17 protein-coding genes and 1 pseudogene are annotated in these 19,147 nt (G+C 65.0%); 11 read left to right on the forward strand and 7 right to left on the reverse strand.

Translation table 11 applies throughout. The features are described 5' to 3' along the window. Window positions 1-31: 31 nt before the first annotated feature. On the reverse strand, window positions 32-1,597 hold the full coding sequence (crtI, locus tag FGL95_RS07540; protein ID WP_169585594.1) for a phytoene desaturase family protein: 1,566 nt from the start codon (window positions 1,595-1,597) through the stop codon (window positions 32-34). Further along, window positions 1,594-2,652 (reverse strand): polyprenyl synthetase family protein, encoded by a 1,059-nt coding sequence (locus FGL95_RS07545; RefSeq protein ID WP_420838025.1) that lies wholly within the window; start codon window positions 2,650-2,652, stop codon window positions 1,594-1,596. Before FGL95_RS07545 ends, crtI begins: the two co-directional genes overlap by 4 nt. 154 nt (window positions 2,653-2,806) lie before the next feature. Here FGL95_RS07545 and metF point away from each other — a divergent pair, with 154 nt between their 5' ends. Beyond that, window positions 2,807-3,775, forward strand: coding sequence for a methylenetetrahydrofolate reductase [NAD(P)H] (gene metF / locus FGL95_RS07550; protein WP_169585595.1), 969 nt, complete (start codon window positions 2,807-2,809; stop codon window positions 3,773-3,775). Here metF and FGL95_RS07555 read toward each other — a convergent pair. Further along, entirely contained in the window at window positions 3,755-4,891 is a 1,137-nt protein-coding gene (locus tag FGL95_RS07555) for a glycosyltransferase (protein WP_169585596.1), read from the reverse strand. The genes metF and FGL95_RS07555 overlap by 21 nt on opposite strands. Before the next feature lie 3 nt (window positions 4,892-4,894). Further along, on the reverse strand, window positions 4,895-5,617 hold the full coding sequence (locus FGL95_RS07560) for an LppM family (lipo)protein (protein ID WP_169585597.1): 723 nt from the start codon (window positions 5,615-5,617) through the stop codon (window positions 4,895-4,897). Window positions 5,618-5,746: 129 nt separating this feature from the next. Between FGL95_RS07560 and FGL95_RS33260 the strand changes: the two are divergent. Continuing rightward, window positions 5,747-5,971, forward strand: a pseudogene (locus tag FGL95_RS33260) (acyl-CoA thioesterase); the annotation flags it as partial. A 106-nt stretch (window positions 5,972-6,077) separates the two neighbouring features. Here FGL95_RS33260 and FGL95_RS07570 read toward each other — a convergent pair. Genes FGL95_RS07570 through FGL95_RS07580 form a run of 3 tightly spaced genes read right to left on the reverse strand, consistent with a single transcriptional unit; the run spans window position 6,078 to window position 9,102 of the window. Next, the gene (locus FGL95_RS07570) at window positions 6,078-6,947 is read right to left on the reverse strand and encodes a carotenoid biosynthesis protein (protein ID WP_476726934.1); all 870 of its coding nucleotides are present in this window, start codon (window positions 6,945-6,947) and stop codon (window positions 6,078-6,080) included. Beyond that, on the reverse strand, window positions 6,932-8,488 hold the full coding sequence (locus FGL95_RS07575; protein WP_169585599.1) for an FAD-dependent oxidoreductase: 1,557 nt from the start codon (window positions 8,486-8,488) through the stop codon (window positions 6,932-6,934). The genes FGL95_RS07570 and FGL95_RS07575 overlap by 16 nt, the downstream gene beginning before the upstream one ends. Then, window positions 8,485-9,102: a GNAT family N-acetyltransferase gene (locus FGL95_RS07580; protein WP_338079749.1), complete on the reverse strand. Its 618-nt coding sequence runs from the start codon at window positions 9,100-9,102 to the stop codon at window positions 8,485-8,487. The genes FGL95_RS07575 and FGL95_RS07580 overlap by 4 nt, the downstream gene beginning before the upstream one ends. A 160-nt stretch (window positions 9,103-9,262) precedes the next feature. Between FGL95_RS07580 and FGL95_RS07585 the strand changes: the two genes are divergently transcribed. The 9 genes from FGL95_RS07585 (at window position 9,263) to mraY (ending at window position 19,145) form a co-directional block, all read left to right on the forward strand. Further along, window positions 9,263-9,721, forward strand: coding sequence for an SAV_6107 family HEPN domain-containing protein (locus tag FGL95_RS07585; RefSeq protein WP_169585600.1), 459 nt, complete (start codon window positions 9,263-9,265; stop codon window positions 9,719-9,721). 142 nt (window positions 9,722-9,863) lie between these two features. Next, window positions 9,864-10,286, forward strand: coding sequence for a DUF3040 domain-containing protein (locus FGL95_RS07590; RefSeq protein ID WP_169585601.1), 423 nt, complete (start codon window positions 9,864-9,866; stop codon window positions 10,284-10,286). Window positions 10,287-10,734: 448 nt separating this feature from the next. Then, entirely contained in the window at window positions 10,735-11,166 is a 432-nt protein-coding gene (gene mraZ, locus FGL95_RS07595; RefSeq protein ID WP_169585602.1) for a division/cell wall cluster transcriptional repressor MraZ, read from the forward strand. A 153-nt stretch (window positions 11,167-11,319) separates the two neighbouring features. After that, window positions 11,320-12,327 (forward strand): 16S rRNA (cytosine(1402)-N(4))-methyltransferase RsmH, encoded by a 1,008-nt coding sequence (gene rsmH / locus FGL95_RS07600; RefSeq protein ID WP_169585603.1) that lies wholly within the window; start codon window positions 11,320-11,322, stop codon window positions 12,325-12,327. After that, window positions 12,324-13,001, forward strand: a complete 678-nt coding sequence (ftsL, locus tag FGL95_RS07605) for a cell division protein FtsL (RefSeq protein WP_206071600.1) — start codon at window positions 12,324-12,326, stop codon at window positions 12,999-13,001. Before rsmH ends, ftsL begins: the two co-directional genes overlap by 4 nt. Window positions 13,002-13,141: 140 nt before the next feature. Then, the gene (locus FGL95_RS07610) at window positions 13,142-14,914 is read left to right on the forward strand and encodes a peptidoglycan D,D-transpeptidase FtsI family protein (RefSeq protein WP_169585906.1); all 1,773 of its coding nucleotides are present in this window, start codon (window positions 13,142-13,144) and stop codon (window positions 14,912-14,914) included. A 55-nt stretch (window positions 14,915-14,969) separates the two neighbouring features. Beyond that, window positions 14,970-16,547 carry a UDP-N-acetylmuramoyl-L-alanyl-D-glutamate--2,6-diaminopimelate ligase gene (locus FGL95_RS07615; protein ID WP_169585604.1) on the forward strand — a complete coding sequence of 526 codons (1,578 nt, stop codon included), beginning with the start codon at window positions 14,970-14,972 and terminating at the stop codon, window positions 16,545-16,547. Beyond that, the gene (locus FGL95_RS07620) at window positions 16,544-18,064 is read left to right on the forward strand and encodes a UDP-N-acetylmuramoyl-tripeptide--D-alanyl-D-alanine ligase (RefSeq protein ID WP_169585605.1); all 1,521 of its coding nucleotides are present in this window, start codon (window positions 16,544-16,546) and stop codon (window positions 18,062-18,064) included. The genes FGL95_RS07615 and FGL95_RS07620 overlap by 4 nt, the downstream gene beginning before the upstream one ends. Before the next feature lies 1 nt (window position 18,065). After that, window positions 18,066-19,145 (forward strand): phospho-N-acetylmuramoyl-pentapeptide-transferase, encoded by a 1,080-nt coding sequence (gene mraY, locus FGL95_RS07625; protein WP_169585606.1) that lies wholly within the window; start codon window positions 18,066-18,068, stop codon window positions 19,143-19,145. The last annotated feature ends 2 nt before the right edge of the window (window positions 19,146-19,147 follow it).

The raw sequence follows: 19,147 nt of genomic DNA on the forward strand, positions 1-19,147 counted from the left end.
GTCGGATGAGCAAAGGTGTGCGGTCGCGTGCCTAGTTTAGTGGCTCAAGTGCAGATATCTTGCTTCTGCCTCGCACTTGTCGGCCCACGATCCGCTCGGCCGCGAGTTTCCCGGAGATCAACACGGTGGGAACGCCGACGCCCGGCGTGGTTCCGCAACCTGCGAGTACGACGTTCTCCTTCGACGGCACGAGGTTGCGAGTCCGGAATGGTCCGGTCTGCCTGAACAGATGTGACGCAGAGAACGGCGTGCCCGCGAGCATGCCTTTGTCCAGCCACGTCTGGGGAGTGTCGACGTGATCGACGACGTACTCGGTCGAGATGCCGGTGTATCCGCGGCGCTCCAGTTCATCGAGCAATTCGCGAACGTAGGCGTCGGTGAGGGCGCCCCACTCGAGCGGAGCGCAGACAAGGTTCGGGCACGGCGCAAGGACCGACAACGGTTCGTAGGTAACGCCTGCCCGTTCGATGCGCAGTCCCGGGTCGGTGACGGCGGGTCTCGTCACCAGCAACGACGGGTCCGACATCAGTCGTCCGCGACCGCGGCTCGCGGTCAGTTCCTCGAAGGTCGTCGCCCATGCGGCTCCGAAGTCGATCGTGTGGTGCGCGGGCGCTGCCCACTCGTCCGAAACCCGGACGGGAATCGTGCCGTGCAGCACGACAGCCGACGGTGACGCGCGCAGCTTGCGGGACCTGCGCTTGTCCAAGAGCGGCGCGATCGAACCGAAGTCGACCGTGAGAATCAGCGCGTCGCAACCAAATTCGCGTCCGTCCGCGGTCACTGCGGCTCGCGCGCGCTTGCCGTCGTATTCGATCCGAGCGACATCGGCGTGCAATTCCAGTTGCCCGCCCGCCGTTGTGAACGCGTCCGCCATCGACGCGGCGATCGTCCGCATTCCGCCTTCGGGGTAAAAGACACCGAGGCAGGTATCCATGTACGGAATCGCGCCGTAGGCGGCGAGCGCCTTTGCCGGTGCGACACCCGCATACAGAGCTTGGAATGTGAAAAGTCGAACCAGCCGTTCGTCGTCGATGAACTTGGCGACCTTGCGGCCCAACTTCCCGAATCCGCCGAGCATGAGGAAGCGAAGCAACGCGCGCGGCGACGACAGCAGGTCGAGCGGCGAGTCGAAGCTCTCGTCCATCATGGTCGGATACTCGACCTCGAACAGATCAGCCAGCCATTGCCGCATCGTCAGATACGAACGCGCATCCTCGGTGCCGCACTTCTTCTCGATCTCGGCGAACATCGCGTTGGTGTCGGAATACACGTCGATGTCCGAACCGTCGCTGAACCGCGCGTGATAGGCGGGCGCGAGCGGGAGGATGCGAAGCGGGGGAGTCGTGGAGTCGGCGTCCGCGCCGACCGCCGCGAGCGCCTCCGTGATCAGGTTCGGCATAGTCAGCACGGTCGCGCCGTTGTCGATCTGGTAGTCGTCGAAGTCGTAGACGCCGACCCGACCACCGACGTGATCGTTGCGTTCCAGGATCGTGACCTGCTTACCTGCGCCGAGCAGATGCAGGCCCGCGCACAGTCCTGCGAGGCCTCCGCCGACGATGACCACGTGGTCGCCGGACCCGCTGATGGTCCTGGTCATGAGGTGCGCGAGGTCGCCGAAACGGCCATGTCTCGAAGGAGGTCTTTGGCCACCGGCGTGGCGCTGCTTGTAAACAATGTGTCGATCGCCCGTTCAGTCAGTGCGGAAATCCGCGCTTCGATGTCGTCTACTGCGCCGAGCCGGTGCAGTTCGGCGCGGATGGTCTCGACTTGTTCGTCGTCGAGTTCGGTCCCGATGCTGCTCCGCAGCAGGCTTGCGGTTGCTGGGGAATCGCGGTCCGCACGCTGGAGTGCGACCGCGAACAGAGCGGTCCGTTTGCCTTCGCGCAGGTCGTCGCCCGATGGCTTCCCAGTGACCGATGGATCACCGAATACGCCGAGCAGGTCGTCGCGAAGTTGGAACGCGATGCCGATGTCGGCTCCGAAGCGGCGATAGGCATCGATGAGGGCCAGGTCGGCGTCGGCCAGCGCCGCACCGATGTGCAGCGGACGTTCGACGGTGTACGCGGCGGTCTTGTACCGATCGATCTGCAACGCGGCCTCGACAGTCTCGTCGCCGGTGACCTCGGAATGGAGATCGAGGAACTGACCGCCGAGCACCTCGGTCCGCATTGCCGACCACACCGGCGCCAGCCTGGCCGTTGCTGCCTGGGAGAGGGCCGACTCGCGGACCATGTCGTCCGCCCAGGACAACGCGAGGTCGCCGAGCAGGATGGCGACCGCATCGCCGAAGTCGGTCGAGTCGCCCGACCACGCTCGGCCGCGATGCCGATCGGCGAAGGCGATGTGCACCGTCGGCCGACCGCGCCGGGTATGCGACGAGTCGATGATGTCGTCGTGAATCAGCGCGCACGCCTGAATCAGCTCGAGCGCGGCACAGACCCGCAGCACGATCGGGGAATCCGGACCGGCAGGGTCGCCTCCGGCGCCCAGCCAACCGGTCCATGCGAATGCCGGCCGAATGCGCTTGCCGCCACGGAGCACGAACTGTTCCAAGTGGTCGACCGCAACCGCGAAATCGCCGCCGATCGAATCGACGGTCGGCCTGCGGGATTCGAAGAACTCACGCAGCGCAGCCTCGAACGCCGCGGTCAAGGCCGTCGGCTCGGTCGAGATGGGGACAACTCCCGCAGACAGTGGTGTCTCCTTAGCGATCGCTCGAGTGTTGCGCGGCTTTCTAACACTCTAACTTCGCCTCGCTCCGGATCTCGTGTGAGACCGGGTACCCCCAACTCCGTATGCTGAATCAGTGGTATTCGATTCGGTCAGGGGCCGTTCCAGCGCGGGCTGGGTGTCGCAAACACCCTCCGTCGTCGACCGTCTGCGGTCGGAAACCGATGGTCGCGTGCCGTTTTCCGTCGAGTTCTCGCCGCCGCGCGACGCTGCTGCCGAAGCACGGCTGTGGCGCGCAGTCCGCGAGTTCGAGACGATGCGGCCCGCATTCGTGTCGATGACCTACGGTGCCGGTGGCTCGACTCGCGACCGTACGGTCCGCGTGACCGGGCAACTCGCCCAGGAAACAACACTGCTGCCGGTGGCGCACCTCACAGCCGTCTCGCACAGCGTCGAGGAACTGCGCGCAATGGTCGGTGCGTACGCCGACTGCGGGATCCGCAACATCCTCGTGCTCCGAGGCGACCCACCCGGCGATCCCCTGGGTGAATGGCAGCGCCATCCCCAAGGTGTCGAATACGCCGACGAACTGGTCCGGCTGGTGCGCGATCTCGGCGACTTCCACGTCGGCGTCGCGTCGTTTCCCGAAGGGCACTACCGCTCACCGGACCTCGAGCACGACACGAAGTTTCTGGTCGCGAAACTTCGTGCGGGAGCCGAGTACTCGATCACCCAGATGTTCTTCGACATCGAGCATTACCTGCGGCTGCGCGACCGCGTGGCAGCCTTCGATGCGGAGCAAGGCGCCAAACCGATCATTCCGGAAATCATGCCGATCACTTCGCTCAAGTCGGTGCGCAAGATGGTCGAACTGTCGGGCTCGGCACTCCCGACCGAATTGGAGCAGCGACTGGCGAAGGCTGCAGGCGACGGGCCGGACGAAAATCGCGCGGCGGTCCGCGAGGTCGGGATCGAGGCTGCTAGCCAATTGGGGGAGCGGCTCATCGCCGAAGGGGCGCCGGGCCTGCACTTCATCACGCTCAACTTCGCCCGCGCGACCAGCGAGGTCCTCGCAAATCTTGGGCTAGGTGCCGCGCGCGTCTAGGTCGCGGCCCTTCCACATCAGCGCACCGCGACGGTGGGCGCGGTGCGATCGCCACGTCAGCCTCGCATAGGCGAGGACCGAGACCGGGTGGGCCAGCGCGTCGAGCAGGTCCGCGCGGGTGAGGTGTCCGTCGCTTTCGGTCGACCTTGCGAGCAGCCTCGACGCCACGGCGGCGAGGTATCCGACAACTCCCGCGCGGCTACCCGTCAGCGCCGCTGCCGGTGGAACCACGAACGCAAGCGCAGCGACCGCCACGACGGCTGCGCTCGCAGGGGCCGAGCCGTACGCCGACCACAACCATCGCGTATAGCCGGCATCGAGTTCGGTTGCGCCGGTATACATTCGGCAACGCGCTAGGCCGCCGCTGCCGACCGGTGCGGTCCGGTGACCGGCGCGACGTAGTGCCCGCGCGATGTCGAGATCCTCGGTCACGCTCGACGCGACCGCCGCGTGCCCACCGATTTCCCGATAGGCGTCGGCGTCGAACACCAGGAACTGTCCGCACGCGACCGCTGTCGACGGCGTCCGACTACGCGTGGCGACGGTAATCGGCAGCGAGCTGCTCCACGACCAGCACAGCAGCGGTTGCACAAGCCGCTCGGTCATCGACTCGGCCTGTTGCCTCGGCCATGGCGACAGCAACGCAACGTCCGAGCGGCGACGTTCGGCCACTGCGGCGGCGATGGCATCGGGCTTGAGCCGGACGTCTGCGTCGAGGAGTACGAGTGTGTCAGCCTGACCTGCGGCTTCGGCGAGCCGACGGCACGCGGCGGCCTTCCCGGTCCAGCCGGGGTCGGGTGAAGCGTGGTTCGACAAGAGCTGGAAACGAGGGTCGCCGTCGATGGCGATCGACGCGGCTGCGGCCGTGCCATCGGTCGAATCGTCGTCGAGGATCAGAACTCGCAGAGCAACACCGCGCTGAACCCGAAGGTCCGTGATCAAGGCTGGCAGTCGGGTCCGCTCGTTGCGAGCGGGAATGCAGACAGTGACCGGTCCGACGGGGCCATTGGGTCGGAGTTGACGCAACGTCAGCCGGTTGTACAGGGCGGTCGACGCGAAACCGATCGAGATCGCGGCGCCGATGCGAGTCGACGTGGCCGCAGACGAACCGAACACGAACTAGGCGTCCTGCTTTGCCTTCGGCCACTTCAACGTCGGCCTGGGTTGACCAGGGCGAGGTGTGCGGGTGACGTACGCGAGGGCGACGATGATCGCGGAGACACCGATGGCGACGCCACCGACGATGCCTGCCCACCCGGCAAAGCTGCGGGTGTTCGGATCGGCGTAGCGGACCTCGGCGCGGATCGTGGTGACCGACCCGGGCGGCAGCTTCCAGGAGACGATCGAGTCTGTTTCGCGGGTGCCGTTCGTCGTCGCAACGCGGGCGGGGAATGCAATCGTGAATTGCACATCGCTGCCCTGAGCAGGCACGTTCTTGAGGTCGGCCTTTCCGGTCAGCGACACGAGGTCGCCTGCACGCTGGAACTGCAGCTGAAACGCGCCGCTGCTTTGATCCGACATCTGGCCCAACTGCTGCACATCGCCGAACGACAAGTTGCTGAAAAACGCCTGGCTACCGACGTAGCCGTCCTGCTTGTATTCCTGCACGCGCACCTTGCCCGAGAGCGAGTCCGGCGGCTTGAGCTGCGGACCCTTGTCGTTCTCGTTCTGCGGAACGGCAGCCGCGACGATCTGGCCGGATACGCGGTCGTCAGCCGAAACGCCCATCGACACCTGGACGCGCAGGCAGCTCGTCAGCATCGGGACCATCAACAGCGCGAGTATGGCGACGGAGAAGACGCGTCGAGCGTTCGCAGTGGGGGTCGGCGGCACATGCGACATCCTGCCAGACCTGGTGGCCGAAGCTGGTCACACGGCAGACTTGGTGTGGTGAGATCCGGCCGATCAGAAAGGGCCGCGATGGACGAATCGCGCACAAGCGCTTCGATGACAGTCTTGATGACGCCCGACATGGCCAATTTCTCGGGAAACGTACACGGCGGCACGATCTTGAAATTGCTCGATCAAGTCGCGTACGTCTGCGCGAGTCGCTATGCGTCGTCGTACGTCGTCACCATGTCGGTCGACCAGGTCACGTTTCAGGAGCCGATTCACGTGGGGGAGTTGGTGACCTTCCACGCGACGGTCAACTACACGGGCCGAACGTCGATGGAGATCGGAATTCGGGTTGTCGCCGAGGACATTCGGTCCAAGTCCATCCGAACCACCAACCGGTGCTATTTCACGATGGTCGCTGTCGATCCGTCGGGGAAGCCTGTCGCAGTGCCGCCGAAGCACCTCGTCACAGACGACGATCGCGAGCGCTTCGAGGCGGCCAAGCAGCGCCGCGAACTGCGGCGAGAGATGGAAGCTCGATTGGCTGCAATTCGCGCCACATACGCAGCGACAGCGGAATCCCGAGCACTGCCATGACGACGAAGCCGTAAAAGGCCGAGTACCGCAGCTCAGGTGCCTCGAGAAACACCGTGTGCGCCAACGCCGATCCGAGCCAGGTCCAGGTGAACAGCGCGAACGGCACTGCCGCCAACCCTCGTGAGTCTTTTTGGAGTCTATGGACTCCAAAAAGACTCACGACCTCGATGAGTACCGCCATCAGCAGCGCGACCGCGAACCAGCCGAGATAGTTCGTGTACGGAATGTGTTCCAGGCCAGGCAGTCCCGGCCGCGGCGAGGTCCAGGTCCATTGCCCGTCGGCGACCATCTGTGGGTCGAGGTAGAGATCCCAGCCGACTGCTCCAATCGCGGTGGCGAGGATCCGAATCGGCTTGCTGGGCAAGAGAAATGCTGCGACTGTCCACACAGAATAGATACCGGCGGTCCAGGCGAGGGGGACGATTGCGGGCACGTCCGCGATGGACGGACCCAGCCGCCAGAGGTCGTAGTGATAGGAGCCGAACGGGAAACTCGTGGTCACACCGGCAATTTCGGCGGCCAGACCGATTCCGCCGGTGATCGCAAAGAAGGCTGCCGCCCAGGCGAAGCCACGTACGGCTGCGGCGTGAACGAGACATGCGGCAGCAAACAGCACCACGACGGCAACGGTGACGACGTCACGCGCATGACCGTTCGTCAACGGATACGAAATCTGCGTCAACACCGTTGCGATCGCCAGCGCGACGGACACGCGTCCGGCGATCACGCTCGCCGCCACGGTTTTCGACGGTCGGCGAGGGCGAGCCGCGCGACGCTACGACCGCTCGCTCCGGACACGCCACCACCCGGATGGGTCGACGCCCCGGTCAGGTACAGCCCTTTCGCGCCAGGCACTCGATAGCCGGACAGTTCGGGAAGCGGCCGCCACATCATCATCTGGCCGAGCGACATCTCCACGTGCATCACGTTGCCACCGATCAGACCGATCTCTCGCTCCAGCTCTGCAGGGGACTGGACGTGCCGGTCGAGGATGGAGTCCGTGAATCCCGGTGCGTAACTTTCGAGTTCTGCAACGATCCGATCTGCCTCGGGCTCTGCGGCATCGGTCCACGACCTGCCGCCGGACAGCGCGTACGGCTGCCACTGCGACCACAGCGAAATCTGCTGCTGGCCGGCCGGCGCGATCGACGGATCGACAGCGCTGAAACTCATCGCGAGCACTGCCGGGTGCGGGGGCAATTCGCCCGCGAGAGCGGCGCCGTGGGCAAGACGCAATTGGGCACGGTCGTGCACGAGCAGCTGCAGGCCGGTCGCAGTGTCGGCGGTGGATTGCCCGTAGTTGGGTAGCCCCGACGTCGCCAGCCGCACGACCATCCCGATCCCCGGACCGACTCGAATGCGTCGACGCCAGTCGTCCAGCGTCGCGGTGTCGAAACCGCCGTGCGACAGCAGGTCCAACGTGGTCAGGACGTGGCAGCCGGCCACGACGGTCCGTGCACGGAGCTCGCCGTCCGCCGTCCGGACCAGCCAGCCACGGTCGGTGTGCCGAAGCTCGGTCACGGCGGTGGACGCATGGACGACGCCGCCGTCGGCAGCCAGCCGCGATACCAACGCGTCCGTCAATGCGCCGCTACCGCCGACAGCGCGACCAGGGGGTGTGGTGTGCATCAGTGCGGCGAATCCGACCATCGGAGCGGTGCCAGGTTCCGACATCGGCGGTCCCGACTGGGCGCCGAACCAGGCCAGCGCCGCTTTCAGCCGCTCGTCGCGAAAAGTCTCGTCCAACAACGCGTCGCCGGAGGACAGAAACTGTCGAGACAGTTCGCTGCCGCCGTCGTCTGCGTCGAGGCCCCAGAACGATCGCAGCAGGCCACCGGGCGACGGCGCGGACCGGAAGGCCCGCATCACGCGTTCGCTGCGCGGTGCCCACACGTCGACGAACCCGCGATACGCAGCCGCCTCGGCGAGACCGCATGAGGCCGCTATCGACTCGCAGGTGCGCTCGACGCTGCGGTGGAAGATGATTCCCGGACCACCGGTGCCGGGCGCAGCGGGCGCGAAAGCCCATGGGTCGCAGTCGATGTAGCGAAGGCCGTGGCTGGCGAGGTCCAGCTCCTCGATGATCCCGGTGTGGCGGATCATGATGTGCGCCGACGAACCGCGGTCGACGCGATGGCCGGGGAAGCGTTCGACGGTCGACACGGCGCCACCTAGGACCGAATCGGATTCGAACACCTCGACCGACAACCCCGCCTTTGCGAGGTAACAGGCCGCTACCAGCGCATTGTGTCCGGACCCGACGACCGCAACGTCGATCACGAGGTCGGTCGGTCGTCGGCGGTGAGGGGCAGATTCCTGCCGAGCACGGCGAACGGCCGGCTGTCGCCGGTGAAAGTGAAGTTCCTGATGACGTCGTTGAACCCGAGCCTGCGATACAAGCGCCACGCTCGGTTGTCTTCGTGGTTCACCTCGGGAGTGGACAGCAGCGCGACCTGCTCGGTGCGGTCGGCCAGCAACCGCACCAGCATCGCTTCACCCAAGCCGTGTCCTTGCGCGTTCGGGTGAACGTGCAACTCGGTCAATTCGAAGTAGTTGGCCATCGTTTGCCGAATTGCGGCCTCGCTCCACCCTGCGTTGCGCATGCCGCCGTAGACCTGTTGGTGCCACCACTGGTGTGGGGCTCCGCGGTAGCCGTAGCCGACCGCGACCAGTTTGGACGATTGGCCTTGGTTGACTACGGCCCCGACTGCCCGCCAACCCGGTCTGGAGATGTGTTCGGTCCACATGGGTGCCCGGTGGTGTTCGGTGCCCTTCGGGTAGTCCATCGCAGCGACGTAGATGGCGAGAGCTTCGCGAAGCCGCGCACGGACCTCCTGCGGCGACAGATCGACGACAAGCGGTGTCTGGGCGGGGATGTGTTCGACTGCCCTCACCTCTTCTGTCGACGAAACCTGTCGGTGGCCCGCTCTATATTCAAACCGTCGAATAAACGTTCGATGTCGGTGATCCGGCGTACACCCGAGGGAAGCGGGTCACGCCGGGTCCCGAGCTTGATTATCCGATCATCCGGCCGGTGGCGAGGAGGTCAACTAAATGGCTGGTCAGGTCAGTCGGGCGAAGCGGATTGCGCCGCCCGTGGGTGTGCGGGCGCCACGCGCTTTGCTCGACCGTGCAGACCGTTTGTTGATGGACGCGGTGGGCGAAGAGGATCCGCGCGAGCGCTTCCAGGTCGCCTACCTTGCCGCCCTGCGAGGGGCTGCGGCGGTGTTGGCGGCGACGGTCGCAACGCGTCCCGCGCGGGAGCGGTCGCGCAGTGCGTGGGTATTGCTGGCGGGAGCGGCTCCAGAGTTCGTGATGTGGGCCGATTACTTCGCGGATCATTCGGCGACGCGCGCTGCGCTGGAGGCTGGATTGTCGCGTGAGATCACCGATCAGCAGGCCGACGCCTTCTACGCGCGGGTCAGTGCCTTCCTCCATGACGTCGAAGATCTCCTTGGAGAGGCCGGAAGGCTCCGTCCAGAGTCCGATTGGGGGTCCGGAGTGTCTGCTTGAGGGGGAATGTTTGCAAGTAGGGGGTGGATTGGTGGTACGGCTTACAATCACCTCGTATCATGGTGAATAGGTAGCCGCCAAAGTCGGCTACTCGTCGTCTTCGCACAAAGGCGGCAAGAGATCTAGTGCAAGGGGAGGTACCGTGCCACTCTCCGAGCACGAGCAGCGCATGCTCGATCAGATCGAGAGCGCTCTCTATGCTGAGGACCCCAAGTTCGCTTCGACGGTGAAGGCTGGTCGTCTACGCGCAGCCTCCAGCCGTCGTCGGCTCCAAGCGGCGGCGTTGTTCGTCCTTGGCCTCGTATTACTAGTCGCAGGTGTTGCTCTGCCGATCAAGCCCGGCGGATTTCCGATCATCAGTCTGATCGGCTTCATCGTGATGTTCGGAGCAGGTGTGCTGCTACTTCTTGGCGGCTCCGCTAAAGCCCATCGTGACGCCGCCGAGCCGCCCAGCGGCGATATCCGGCGGCCCGGCAGTGGGGGAGCGAAGTCTCGTGCCCGCAAGTCGGGTGGCTTCGCGGCGCGCATGGAAGACCGCTTCCGGCGCAGGTTCGAACAGGAATAGTCTCCTTACCGACAACAACGGCGCAGTACCCGGATGGGTGCGGCGCCGTTTTTTTGTGCGTCCGCGGTCGGTTCGGCGCACCTAGGGCATGAATGTCACATTCAACCGGTCAGATCGGCTGAATGTGACATTGATGCGGGCCCGGCGGCGGTAATCAGGGCTGGCGCAGGCCGCTTCCGCCACCGAGCGGGCCATCGCCCCCACTTCGCCCCACCGCGCCGCCGTGTGGCGGTTTCTCACCCCACAAACCACCACCAGCTACGGTGATCACGGAGAAAGGGACCAATTTACGCAGTACGAACGGTCCTTTTGTCCATGATCACCGTAGTGCTGCACACTGAAAGACACGCCTGACCTGGGAATTACACCGAGGTGATTGCGTGTGGGGGAAAGTGGGGTAATGTGGTGCAAAGCGGAGAGCGAAGGGTGAAGCAACCGGAGGTGTCGAGTGTTCCTCGGTACCTTCACGCCCAAACTCGATGACAAGGGGCGACTCACGTTGCCCGCAAAGTTTCGCGACGATCTGGCGGGAGGGTTGATGGTGACGAACGGTCAAGACCACAGCCTTGCCGTCTACCCACGTGCCGAGTTCGCCGCATTGGCTCGTAGAGCCGCTGCAGCGTCGCGAAGCAACGAGAAAGCGCGTGCCTACGTTCGCCAGTTGGCCGCAAACACCGACGAACAAGTTCCGGACGCCCAGGGCCGCATCACCTTGTCGTCGAATCATCGCAAGTACGCAGGCCTTTCCAAGGAATGCGTCGTGATCGGTTCGGTCGACTTCGTGGAGATCTGGGACAAGGAGGCGTGGGAAAACTACGCCGCCGCGAACGAAGAGAGTTACTCGCAAGCTAGCGACGAGTCGCTGGACGGAATTCTGTAGCCGGCCACGACTCAGGCGAGCGCCGCGAGGCCTCTGCCCGAGGGGGACCCTGACGCACTTCCCCAGCGCCAGGTTCCCCGCTCGGTCAGGGACCCCGCGGCACTCGCTCCCACAGCAGGCGGCCGAAGCAAAAGCAGGATCCGGAGGACACACGTGGACCGCGATGCGGGAGCCGACCAGAATCCTCCCGGCCACCCCGCTGCCACGCACATCCCGGTTCTCCTGCATCGCGCAGACGAATTGCTGGGACCTGCTGTCGGCGGTGACGATGCCGTTTTCATCGATGCCACCCTCGGGCTCGGCGGACATTCCGAACACTTTCTGCGGACCTACCCGAATCTGCGCTTGATCGGTCTCGATCGCGATCCGCAAGCGCTCGCGATGGCCGGTCAGCGGCTCGCGCCTTTTGCCGATCGAATCACGTTGGTACACAGCCGATACGACGGAATCGCCGAAGCACTTGCCCACGCGGGCCTCGCGCCGACCGACTCGGTGCACGCGATCCTGTTCGATCTCGGCGTGTCGTCGATGCAACTCGACGAGTCCGACCGCGGCTTTGCATATTCCATCGACGCCCCGCTGGACATGCGAATGGACCCGACCGTTGGGCTGACAGCGGCCGACATTCTCAATACCTACAGTCATGGCGATCTGGCGCGCATCCTCAAGACCTACGGCGACGAGCGCTTTGCGGGCCGGATCGCATCGGAGGTCGTACGCCGCAGGCAGAAGGTGCCGTTCACGACGAGTGCCGCGTTGGTCGAGCTGATCTACGACGCCATCCCCGCCGCGACCCGACGAACCGGTGGCCATCCAGCCAAGCGGACGTTCCAAGCACTGCGCGTCGAAGTCAACGGCGAACTCGACTCGCTGAGCGCTGCAATTCCGGCGGCGTTGGATGCGTTGCGCATCGGGGGCCGCGTCGTGTTCATGTCGTACCAATCGCTGGAAGACAAGGTCGTCAAACAGGCTCTGGCCCCGCGTGTGTTGTCGGCGACGCCTGTTGGACTACCGGTCGAACTGCCTGGGATGGGACCCGAATTCACGTTGCTGACCCGAGGGGCCGAGAAGGCCTCCGACACCGAAATCGAGCAGAACCCCAGATCGGCACCGGTGCGAATGCGCGCTGCTGAACGTATTGCCAGGAGGTCGGCCGCATGAGCGATCGCACATCGAAACGTCGACGCAACGACGATGCCAAACCTGCCAGAAAGACGGCCAAGAAGAAGGACAGCCGGTCGGGCGCGGCCAAGCGCGCGTACGAACGCCGCAATCAGCGCGCCGGTGCCCTGGCGAGCTCCGAAACAGGTGTCCTGCCACAGACCGCGTCGACCTTAGCTGCGCGAGTTCCTTTCGTGGCCACGATCATTGCGTTGCTCGGTGTGGGTCTCGCGATTACTTTGCTGCTGACGACACGTGCCGCACAAGACAGCTACGAGTTGTCGACCGCCCGCGAGCACAACGAGCGCTTGTCACAGGAGCGCGCAGCCCTGCAGCGCGATGTGCAGGCAGCCGATTCCGCCCCGGACCTCGCCGCCAAGGCTCGCGAACTCGGCATGATCCCGGCAAAAGATCCGGCACGGTTGGTCGTCGCACCCGACGGATCGGTCGTTGTGATCGGCAAGCCGACGCCCGCATCGGGGGCGCCCGCGCCACTGCTGAACAACACAGCTCAGCCGGGTCCGGTTAGGCCGAATCCGGCGGTCCGACCGTCGCCGACCAATAGCCCGAACGCCACGCCGCAAACCACGAATGGGCCGCAGTTGCAAGCGCAGGGTGAACAATTGGTACCCATGACGATCAGTCCGCAGCCCGCAACGGCGGCGCCGCGGTGAGCCGATCGCCGCAGCGGTCGCCTCGTGCTGGTTCCTCGCGGGCACCAGGCCGTCGCCTCCCGCACCGGCCGCATTCGGCTCGTGCGAAATCTAAACCCGATTCAGGAGTGCGCTTTCGCTTTCGCGTCGGTCGCACCGTCATGTTCGCGGCACTTGCCGTGGCGGCGGTGCAATTGCTGTGGGTGCAAGGGTTTACGGCTGCCGACCTGTCGGCCGAGGCAGCGACCCAGCGGTCCTACAAAGACAAGGACTACGCGACCCGCGGCGCGATCATGGATCGATCCGGTCGCAAGCTCGCCTTCACCATGGAGGCCCGCGCGCTGACGATTCAGCCGACTCGCGTCCAGAAGGAAATTGCGCAGAAGCATCAGAAGGACCCGACGAAGCCGGACGTGGAGAAGCGGCTCAAGGAGATCGCGAAAGGAATCCACGAGATCCTCGGCGCAGCCGGTCCGACGGAGAGCGAGCTCTACGCAAAGATCAGTAGCGGCGAAACGTTCGACTATCTCGCGCACGGCATCGATCCGGCGATCGCAGCGAAAATTCAAACCAAATACGAAGAAATCGGCGCGGACCGCGAGGACATCCGGCAATACCCCGGTGGCTCGCTCGCGGCAAACGTCGTCGGCGCGACTCGGTGGGACGGCAAGCACGGCGCGGTCGGGCTGGAGGAAGCGCTCGACGCTTCGCTGGCAGGCACCGACGGCTCGCACACCTACGACCGCGGCTCGGACGGTGCGGTCATTCCCGGCAGCCAACGCGACAATCAGCCAGCCATCAACGGCTCCAACATCGAACTGACGCTGGACTCGGACCTGCAGTACTACGTCCAGCAGCAAGTCCAGCAGGCCAAGGATCTCTCCGGTGCCCAGCACGCGTCCGCCGTCGTGCTCGACGCGCGAAGCGGCGAAGTGCTCGCCATGTCGAACGACAACACATTCAACCCGGCGATCGGTATCGGCGACAAGCGGAACAAAGACGCAGAGCTGTACAACCCGGCGATCACGTCGCCGTTCGAACCGGGGTCGGTGAACAAGATCGTCACGGCCGCGGCAGCGGTCGAGAACAACTTGACCAACCCGACCGAGGTGCTGCAGGTCCCCGGCAGCATCCGGATGGCCGGCGTCACGGTCAACGACGCGTGGCCGCACGGGGTCGAACCGTTCACGACGACCGGTGTTTTCGGCCGTTCGTCCAACGTCGGCACACTCATCCTGGCGCAGCGCGTCGGTGAAGAGCGCTACGCAGACATGTTGAATCGCTTCGGCCTCGGCCAGCGGACCGGAATCGAGCTGCCGGGCGAGAGTGCAGGCGATCTACTCGCCCGTGAACAGTGGTCCGGTGGTACGTTCGCCAACCTGCCTATCGGGCAGGGTCTTTCGATGACCTTGCTGCAGATGACGAGCATGTACCAGGCTGTCGCGAACGACGGACTGCGGATCCCGCCGCGAATCGTGAAGGCGACCGTCGAACCCAACGGCTCGCGGACCGAAAGCGAGCAGCCCGAGGGCATTCGAGTTGTCAGCGAGCAGACGGCGGCGACCCTGCGCCAGATTTTCCGATCGGTGACGCAGCGCGATCCCATGCGCGGCGACCAGACCGGAACCGGCTGGCCGGCAGCGATCGAGGGTTATCAGATCGCCGGCAAGACGGGCACTGCGCAGAAGGTCGATCCCAAGTGCAAGTGCTACTCGAACTCGGAGTACCGAATTACGTTCGCAGGCATCGCACCGGCCGACAATCCGCGTTTTGTGGTGGGAATCATGCTCGACGCTCCGGTGCGTAGCGCCGACGGCTCCGGTGGACAGTCTGCCGCCCCGCTCTTCCATAACATTGCGTCCTGGATGCTGCAGCGCGCGAGCGTCCCGCTTTCGCCCGATCCGGGCCCGCCACAAGTCCTGACGGCCGACTGAGCAGCCCCGGCAATTCACGCGCAAGCTTGCGCGCCGGTAACCTGTTCGATCGACCATGTTGTCGTGCAGCCTCGCTGTACCTTTCCCATATCGCCCGAGAGGAGCAAAGTTGCCTGCGCAGCCTGCGCTCCGCCCGTCGGCACCGCCGTCGACGTCCGTGGCCTTCCTCGCCGAGTCGATCTCGGCGCGACTGTCCGGCCCAGACCGGGATGTCACCGGCATCGAACTACGTGACCAGGCCATCCAGCCAGGCGACCTGTTCGCCGCACTGCCCGGCCGCCATTCCCATGGAGCGGAGTACGCGGCAGCAGCCATCGAGCGTGGTGCTGTGGCAGTGCTGACCGACGAAGCCGGAGTCGACGTCCTCGGAGCCGATCCGGACGTTCCGGTCATCGTCGCAGCGAACCCGCGCGGGGTCCTCGGCAACATCTCAGCCACGATCTACGGTGAGCCGTCCGAGCGCCTGAAGGTGATCGGCGTGACCGGAACCTCGGGGAAAACGACCACCTCGTACCTGATTGAGGCGGGCCTCACCGCTGCCGGGCTCAAACCCGGCCTCATCGGGACGATCGAGACCCGGATCGACGGCCATCGCGTGCCGAGCGCGCTGACCACGCCAGAAGCGCCGCAACTGCAGGCTCTGCTGGCCCTCATGGTCGAGCAGGGTACGGACGCGGTCGTGATGGAGGTGTCCAGCCACGCGCTTTCGCTGGGCCGGGTCGACGGGACGCGGTTCGAGGTCGGTGCCTTCACGAACCTCTCGCAGGACCATATGGACTTCCACAAGGATTTCGACGACTATTTTGCGGCGAAGGCACGCTTGTTCGCCAAAGACTCCACAGTCCGTGCGGAACACGCCGTCGTCTGCATCGACGACGAGTGGGGCGTGCGCATGGCAGGAGTTGCCGGTGACTCGGCCGTCACAGTGTCGACGACGACCGATGCCGATTGGACTGTCGAGAACGTCGAGATTGCCCCCGGTGGTTCGCAGAGCTTCGACATCGACGCACCAGCCGGAACGATTCACGCGACGGTGCGCATGCCCGGCCGCTACAACGTTGCCAATGCGCTGCTCGCCGTCGCGGCCTGCGCGGCGGTCGGAGTCGAGCCTGCCGCAGCAGTGCCCGGAATAGCGACCGTGGACGTGCCAGGCAGGGTCGAGCGCGTCGATCGGGGCCAGGACTTCCTTGCCGTGGTCGACTACGCACACAAGCCCGACGCATTGGAGAAGGTCATCACCATGCTTCGGGAAAGCACTGTCGGGCGCGTCGCTGTCGTTGTCGGCGCCGGTGGTGACCGTGATGCAGAGAAGCGCCCGATCATGGGTGCGGTGAGCGCGCGCCTGGCTGACCTTCTGATCGTCACCGACGACAATCCCCGCAGCGAAGACCCTGCCACCATCCGGTCTGCCATCGTGGCAGGCGCTACCGCCGAGCAGGGCCGCGCCGAGATTCGTGAGATCGGCGACCGTGCGGGCGCCATCGCGCAAGCCGTGGCGTGGGCGAAGCCGGGCGATGTGGTGCTGGTCGCAGGCAAAGGCCACGAGGTCGGGCAGGACATCGGGGGAGTGAAGTATCCGTTCGACGACCGCGAAGTACTTGCGGACGCCCTCGAAAGTCGGGTTGGGAAATGATCGCCCTTTCACTTGCCGAGATCGCAGAGATCGTCGGCGCAACGTTGCACGATGTCCCTGACCCGACCGCAAAGGTCACCGGGACAGTCGAATTCGATTCCCGAAAAGTCGGGCCCGGCGGGTTGTTCCTGGCGCTCCCCGGCGCTCGTGTCGACGGTCATGAGCACGCCGCGGGCGCGATCGAGGCGGGCGCGGTTGCTGTACTTGCCGCGCGCCCGGTCGGCGTGCCTGCGATCGTCGTCGAGCCGGTCGGCGAAACCGAAACCAACGCAATGGCTTTGGAGCACGACACTGACGGGTCCGGTGCTGCGGTGCTGGCGGCGCTTGCGAAGCTTGCGCGTGCGGTCGTCGATCGGCTTGCTGCCGACGGACTGACCGTCGTCGGCGTGACCGGATCGTCGGGAAAGACGTCGACCAAGGATCTGCTCGCGGCTGTGCTGTCGCCGCTCGGTCCGGTGGTGGCGCCCCCTGGGTCGTTCAACAACGAGATCGGCCACCCGTGGACCGCGTTGCGTGCCGACACCGACACGAAGTTCCTGATCCTGGAACTGTCTGCTCGCGGACCAGGCCATATCAGGTCGTTGAGCGAGACCGCGCCGCCCAGAATCGGCGTAGTCCTCAACGTCGGCACTGCTCATATCGGTGAATTCGGTTCCCGCGATGTGATTGCAGAAACCAAAGGTGAACTTGCGGAAGCGCTTCCGGCCGACGGTGTCGCCGTTCTCAATGCCGACGATCCGCTCGTCGCGGCAATGGCGACACGAACGCAGGCGCGCGTCGTGCTCGTCGGCCAGGATTCTCATGCCCAGGTGCGGGCCGAGGACGTGCGGCTCGACGCCGAGGCCCGTGCGGCGTTCACCCTCGTCACGCCGATCGGCGACATCGCTGTACAGCTCGCGGTCCACGGCGAACATCAAGTCGGCAATGCGCTGTCCGCGGCAGCTGTAGCGCTCGAATGCGGCGCGGACCTGCCCATGATCGCGAATTCGCTGCAGAACGCGAATGCCGCATCGATCAGGCGAATGGACGTGCAGACCAGGCCGGACGGCCTGACCGTCATCAACGACTCCTACAACGCGAACCCCGATTCGGTCCGCGCAGCACTGAAGGCGCTGGTCTCGATGGCCCGCGCCGATCCCGCCGCGCCGCGCCGCAGTTGGGCCGTCATCGGCGAGATGGGCGAGCTGGGGGACGAGTCGGTGACCGCTCACGACGCAATCGGTCGCCTTGCGGTGCGCCTCGCGGTGAGCAGGCTCGTCGTTGTCGGAACCGGGCGACCCTCGCACGCCATGCATCAAGGCGCGGTGATGGAGGGCTCCTGGGGAAACGAGTCGATGTTGGTGCCGGATATCGACGCCGCGATCGCGTTGCTGGTGGCCGAAGTCGGTCCGGGCGATGTGGTTCTCGTCAAGGCATCACAATCGATCGGGCTATGGACGGTGGCAGAGCGGCTACTCTCCCCCGAGCAGGAGTTCGACGCTGACGGGCAGCATCGAACCAGCATGGAGGCGACCTAACTTGAGACAGATCCTGTTCGCGTCGGGAATCGCGCTGTTCGTATCGATTCTTCTGACGCCAGTCCTGATCAAAGCGTTCTCGCGACAAGGTTTCGGTCAAGAGATCCGCGTCGAGGGCCCGGCCAGTCATCAATCCAAACGCGGCACACCGACCATGGGTGGCGTCGCGATCATCGCGGGTATCTGGGCAGGTTATTGGGGTTCGCACCTGATCGGTATCGGTTACCACGCCGACGGACCGTCGGTCTCGGGTCTGCTGGTGCTCGGTCTCGCGACCGCGCTCGGTGGCGTCGGCTTCATGGACGACCTGATCAAGATCCGGAAGCAACGCAACCTCGGGCTCAACAAGACGGCGAAACTGGTCGGCCAATTCGGTGCGGCAATTGCATTCGGCTTTCTTGCACTGCAGTTCCCGGGCGCGAGCGGCCTGACGCCGGGTAGCACGCATGTGTCCTACGTTCGCGACATCACGTTCTTGTCCATGGGCGCGATGGTCTTCATCCTCTGGACCTACTTCCTGGTCAGTGCGTTCTCCAACGCCGTCAACCTGACCGATGGCCTGGACGGTCTCGCCGCGGGCTCGATGAGCCTCGCGCTCGGCGCCTACGTCATCATCACGTTCTGGCAGTACCGCAATGCGTGCGAAACGTCGGCCGGTCAAGGCTGTTACGACGTGCGTGACCCGTTGGACCTGGCGTTGCTGTGCGGTGCAGGTGCCGGCGCGTGCGTCGGATTCCTATGGTGGAACGCCGCTCCTGCGAAGATTTTCATGGGTGACACCGGTTCGCTCGCCCTCGGCGGCATGCTCGCGGGCCTGTCCATCACGACGCGGACCGAATTGTTGATGGTCGTCATCGGCGCGCTGTTCGTCGCCGAAGCGGCAAGCGTCCTGATTCAAGTCGCAGTGTTTCGATCGTCGCGACGGCGAATATTCCGAATGGCACCGTTCCACCATCACTTCGAGCTCGCAGGCTGGGCTGAAACCACGGTCATCATCAGGTTCTGGCTACTCGCTGCCATCGCTTCGGCGATCGGACTGTTCCTGTTCTACAGCGAGTACCTCGCGGCGGTCGGGGACTGACC

This window comes from Antrihabitans stalactiti, assembly GCF_012932915.1.
GTDB classification, from domain to species: domain Bacteria; phylum Actinomycetota; class Actinomycetes; order Mycobacteriales; family Mycobacteriaceae; genus Antrihabitans; species Antrihabitans stalactiti.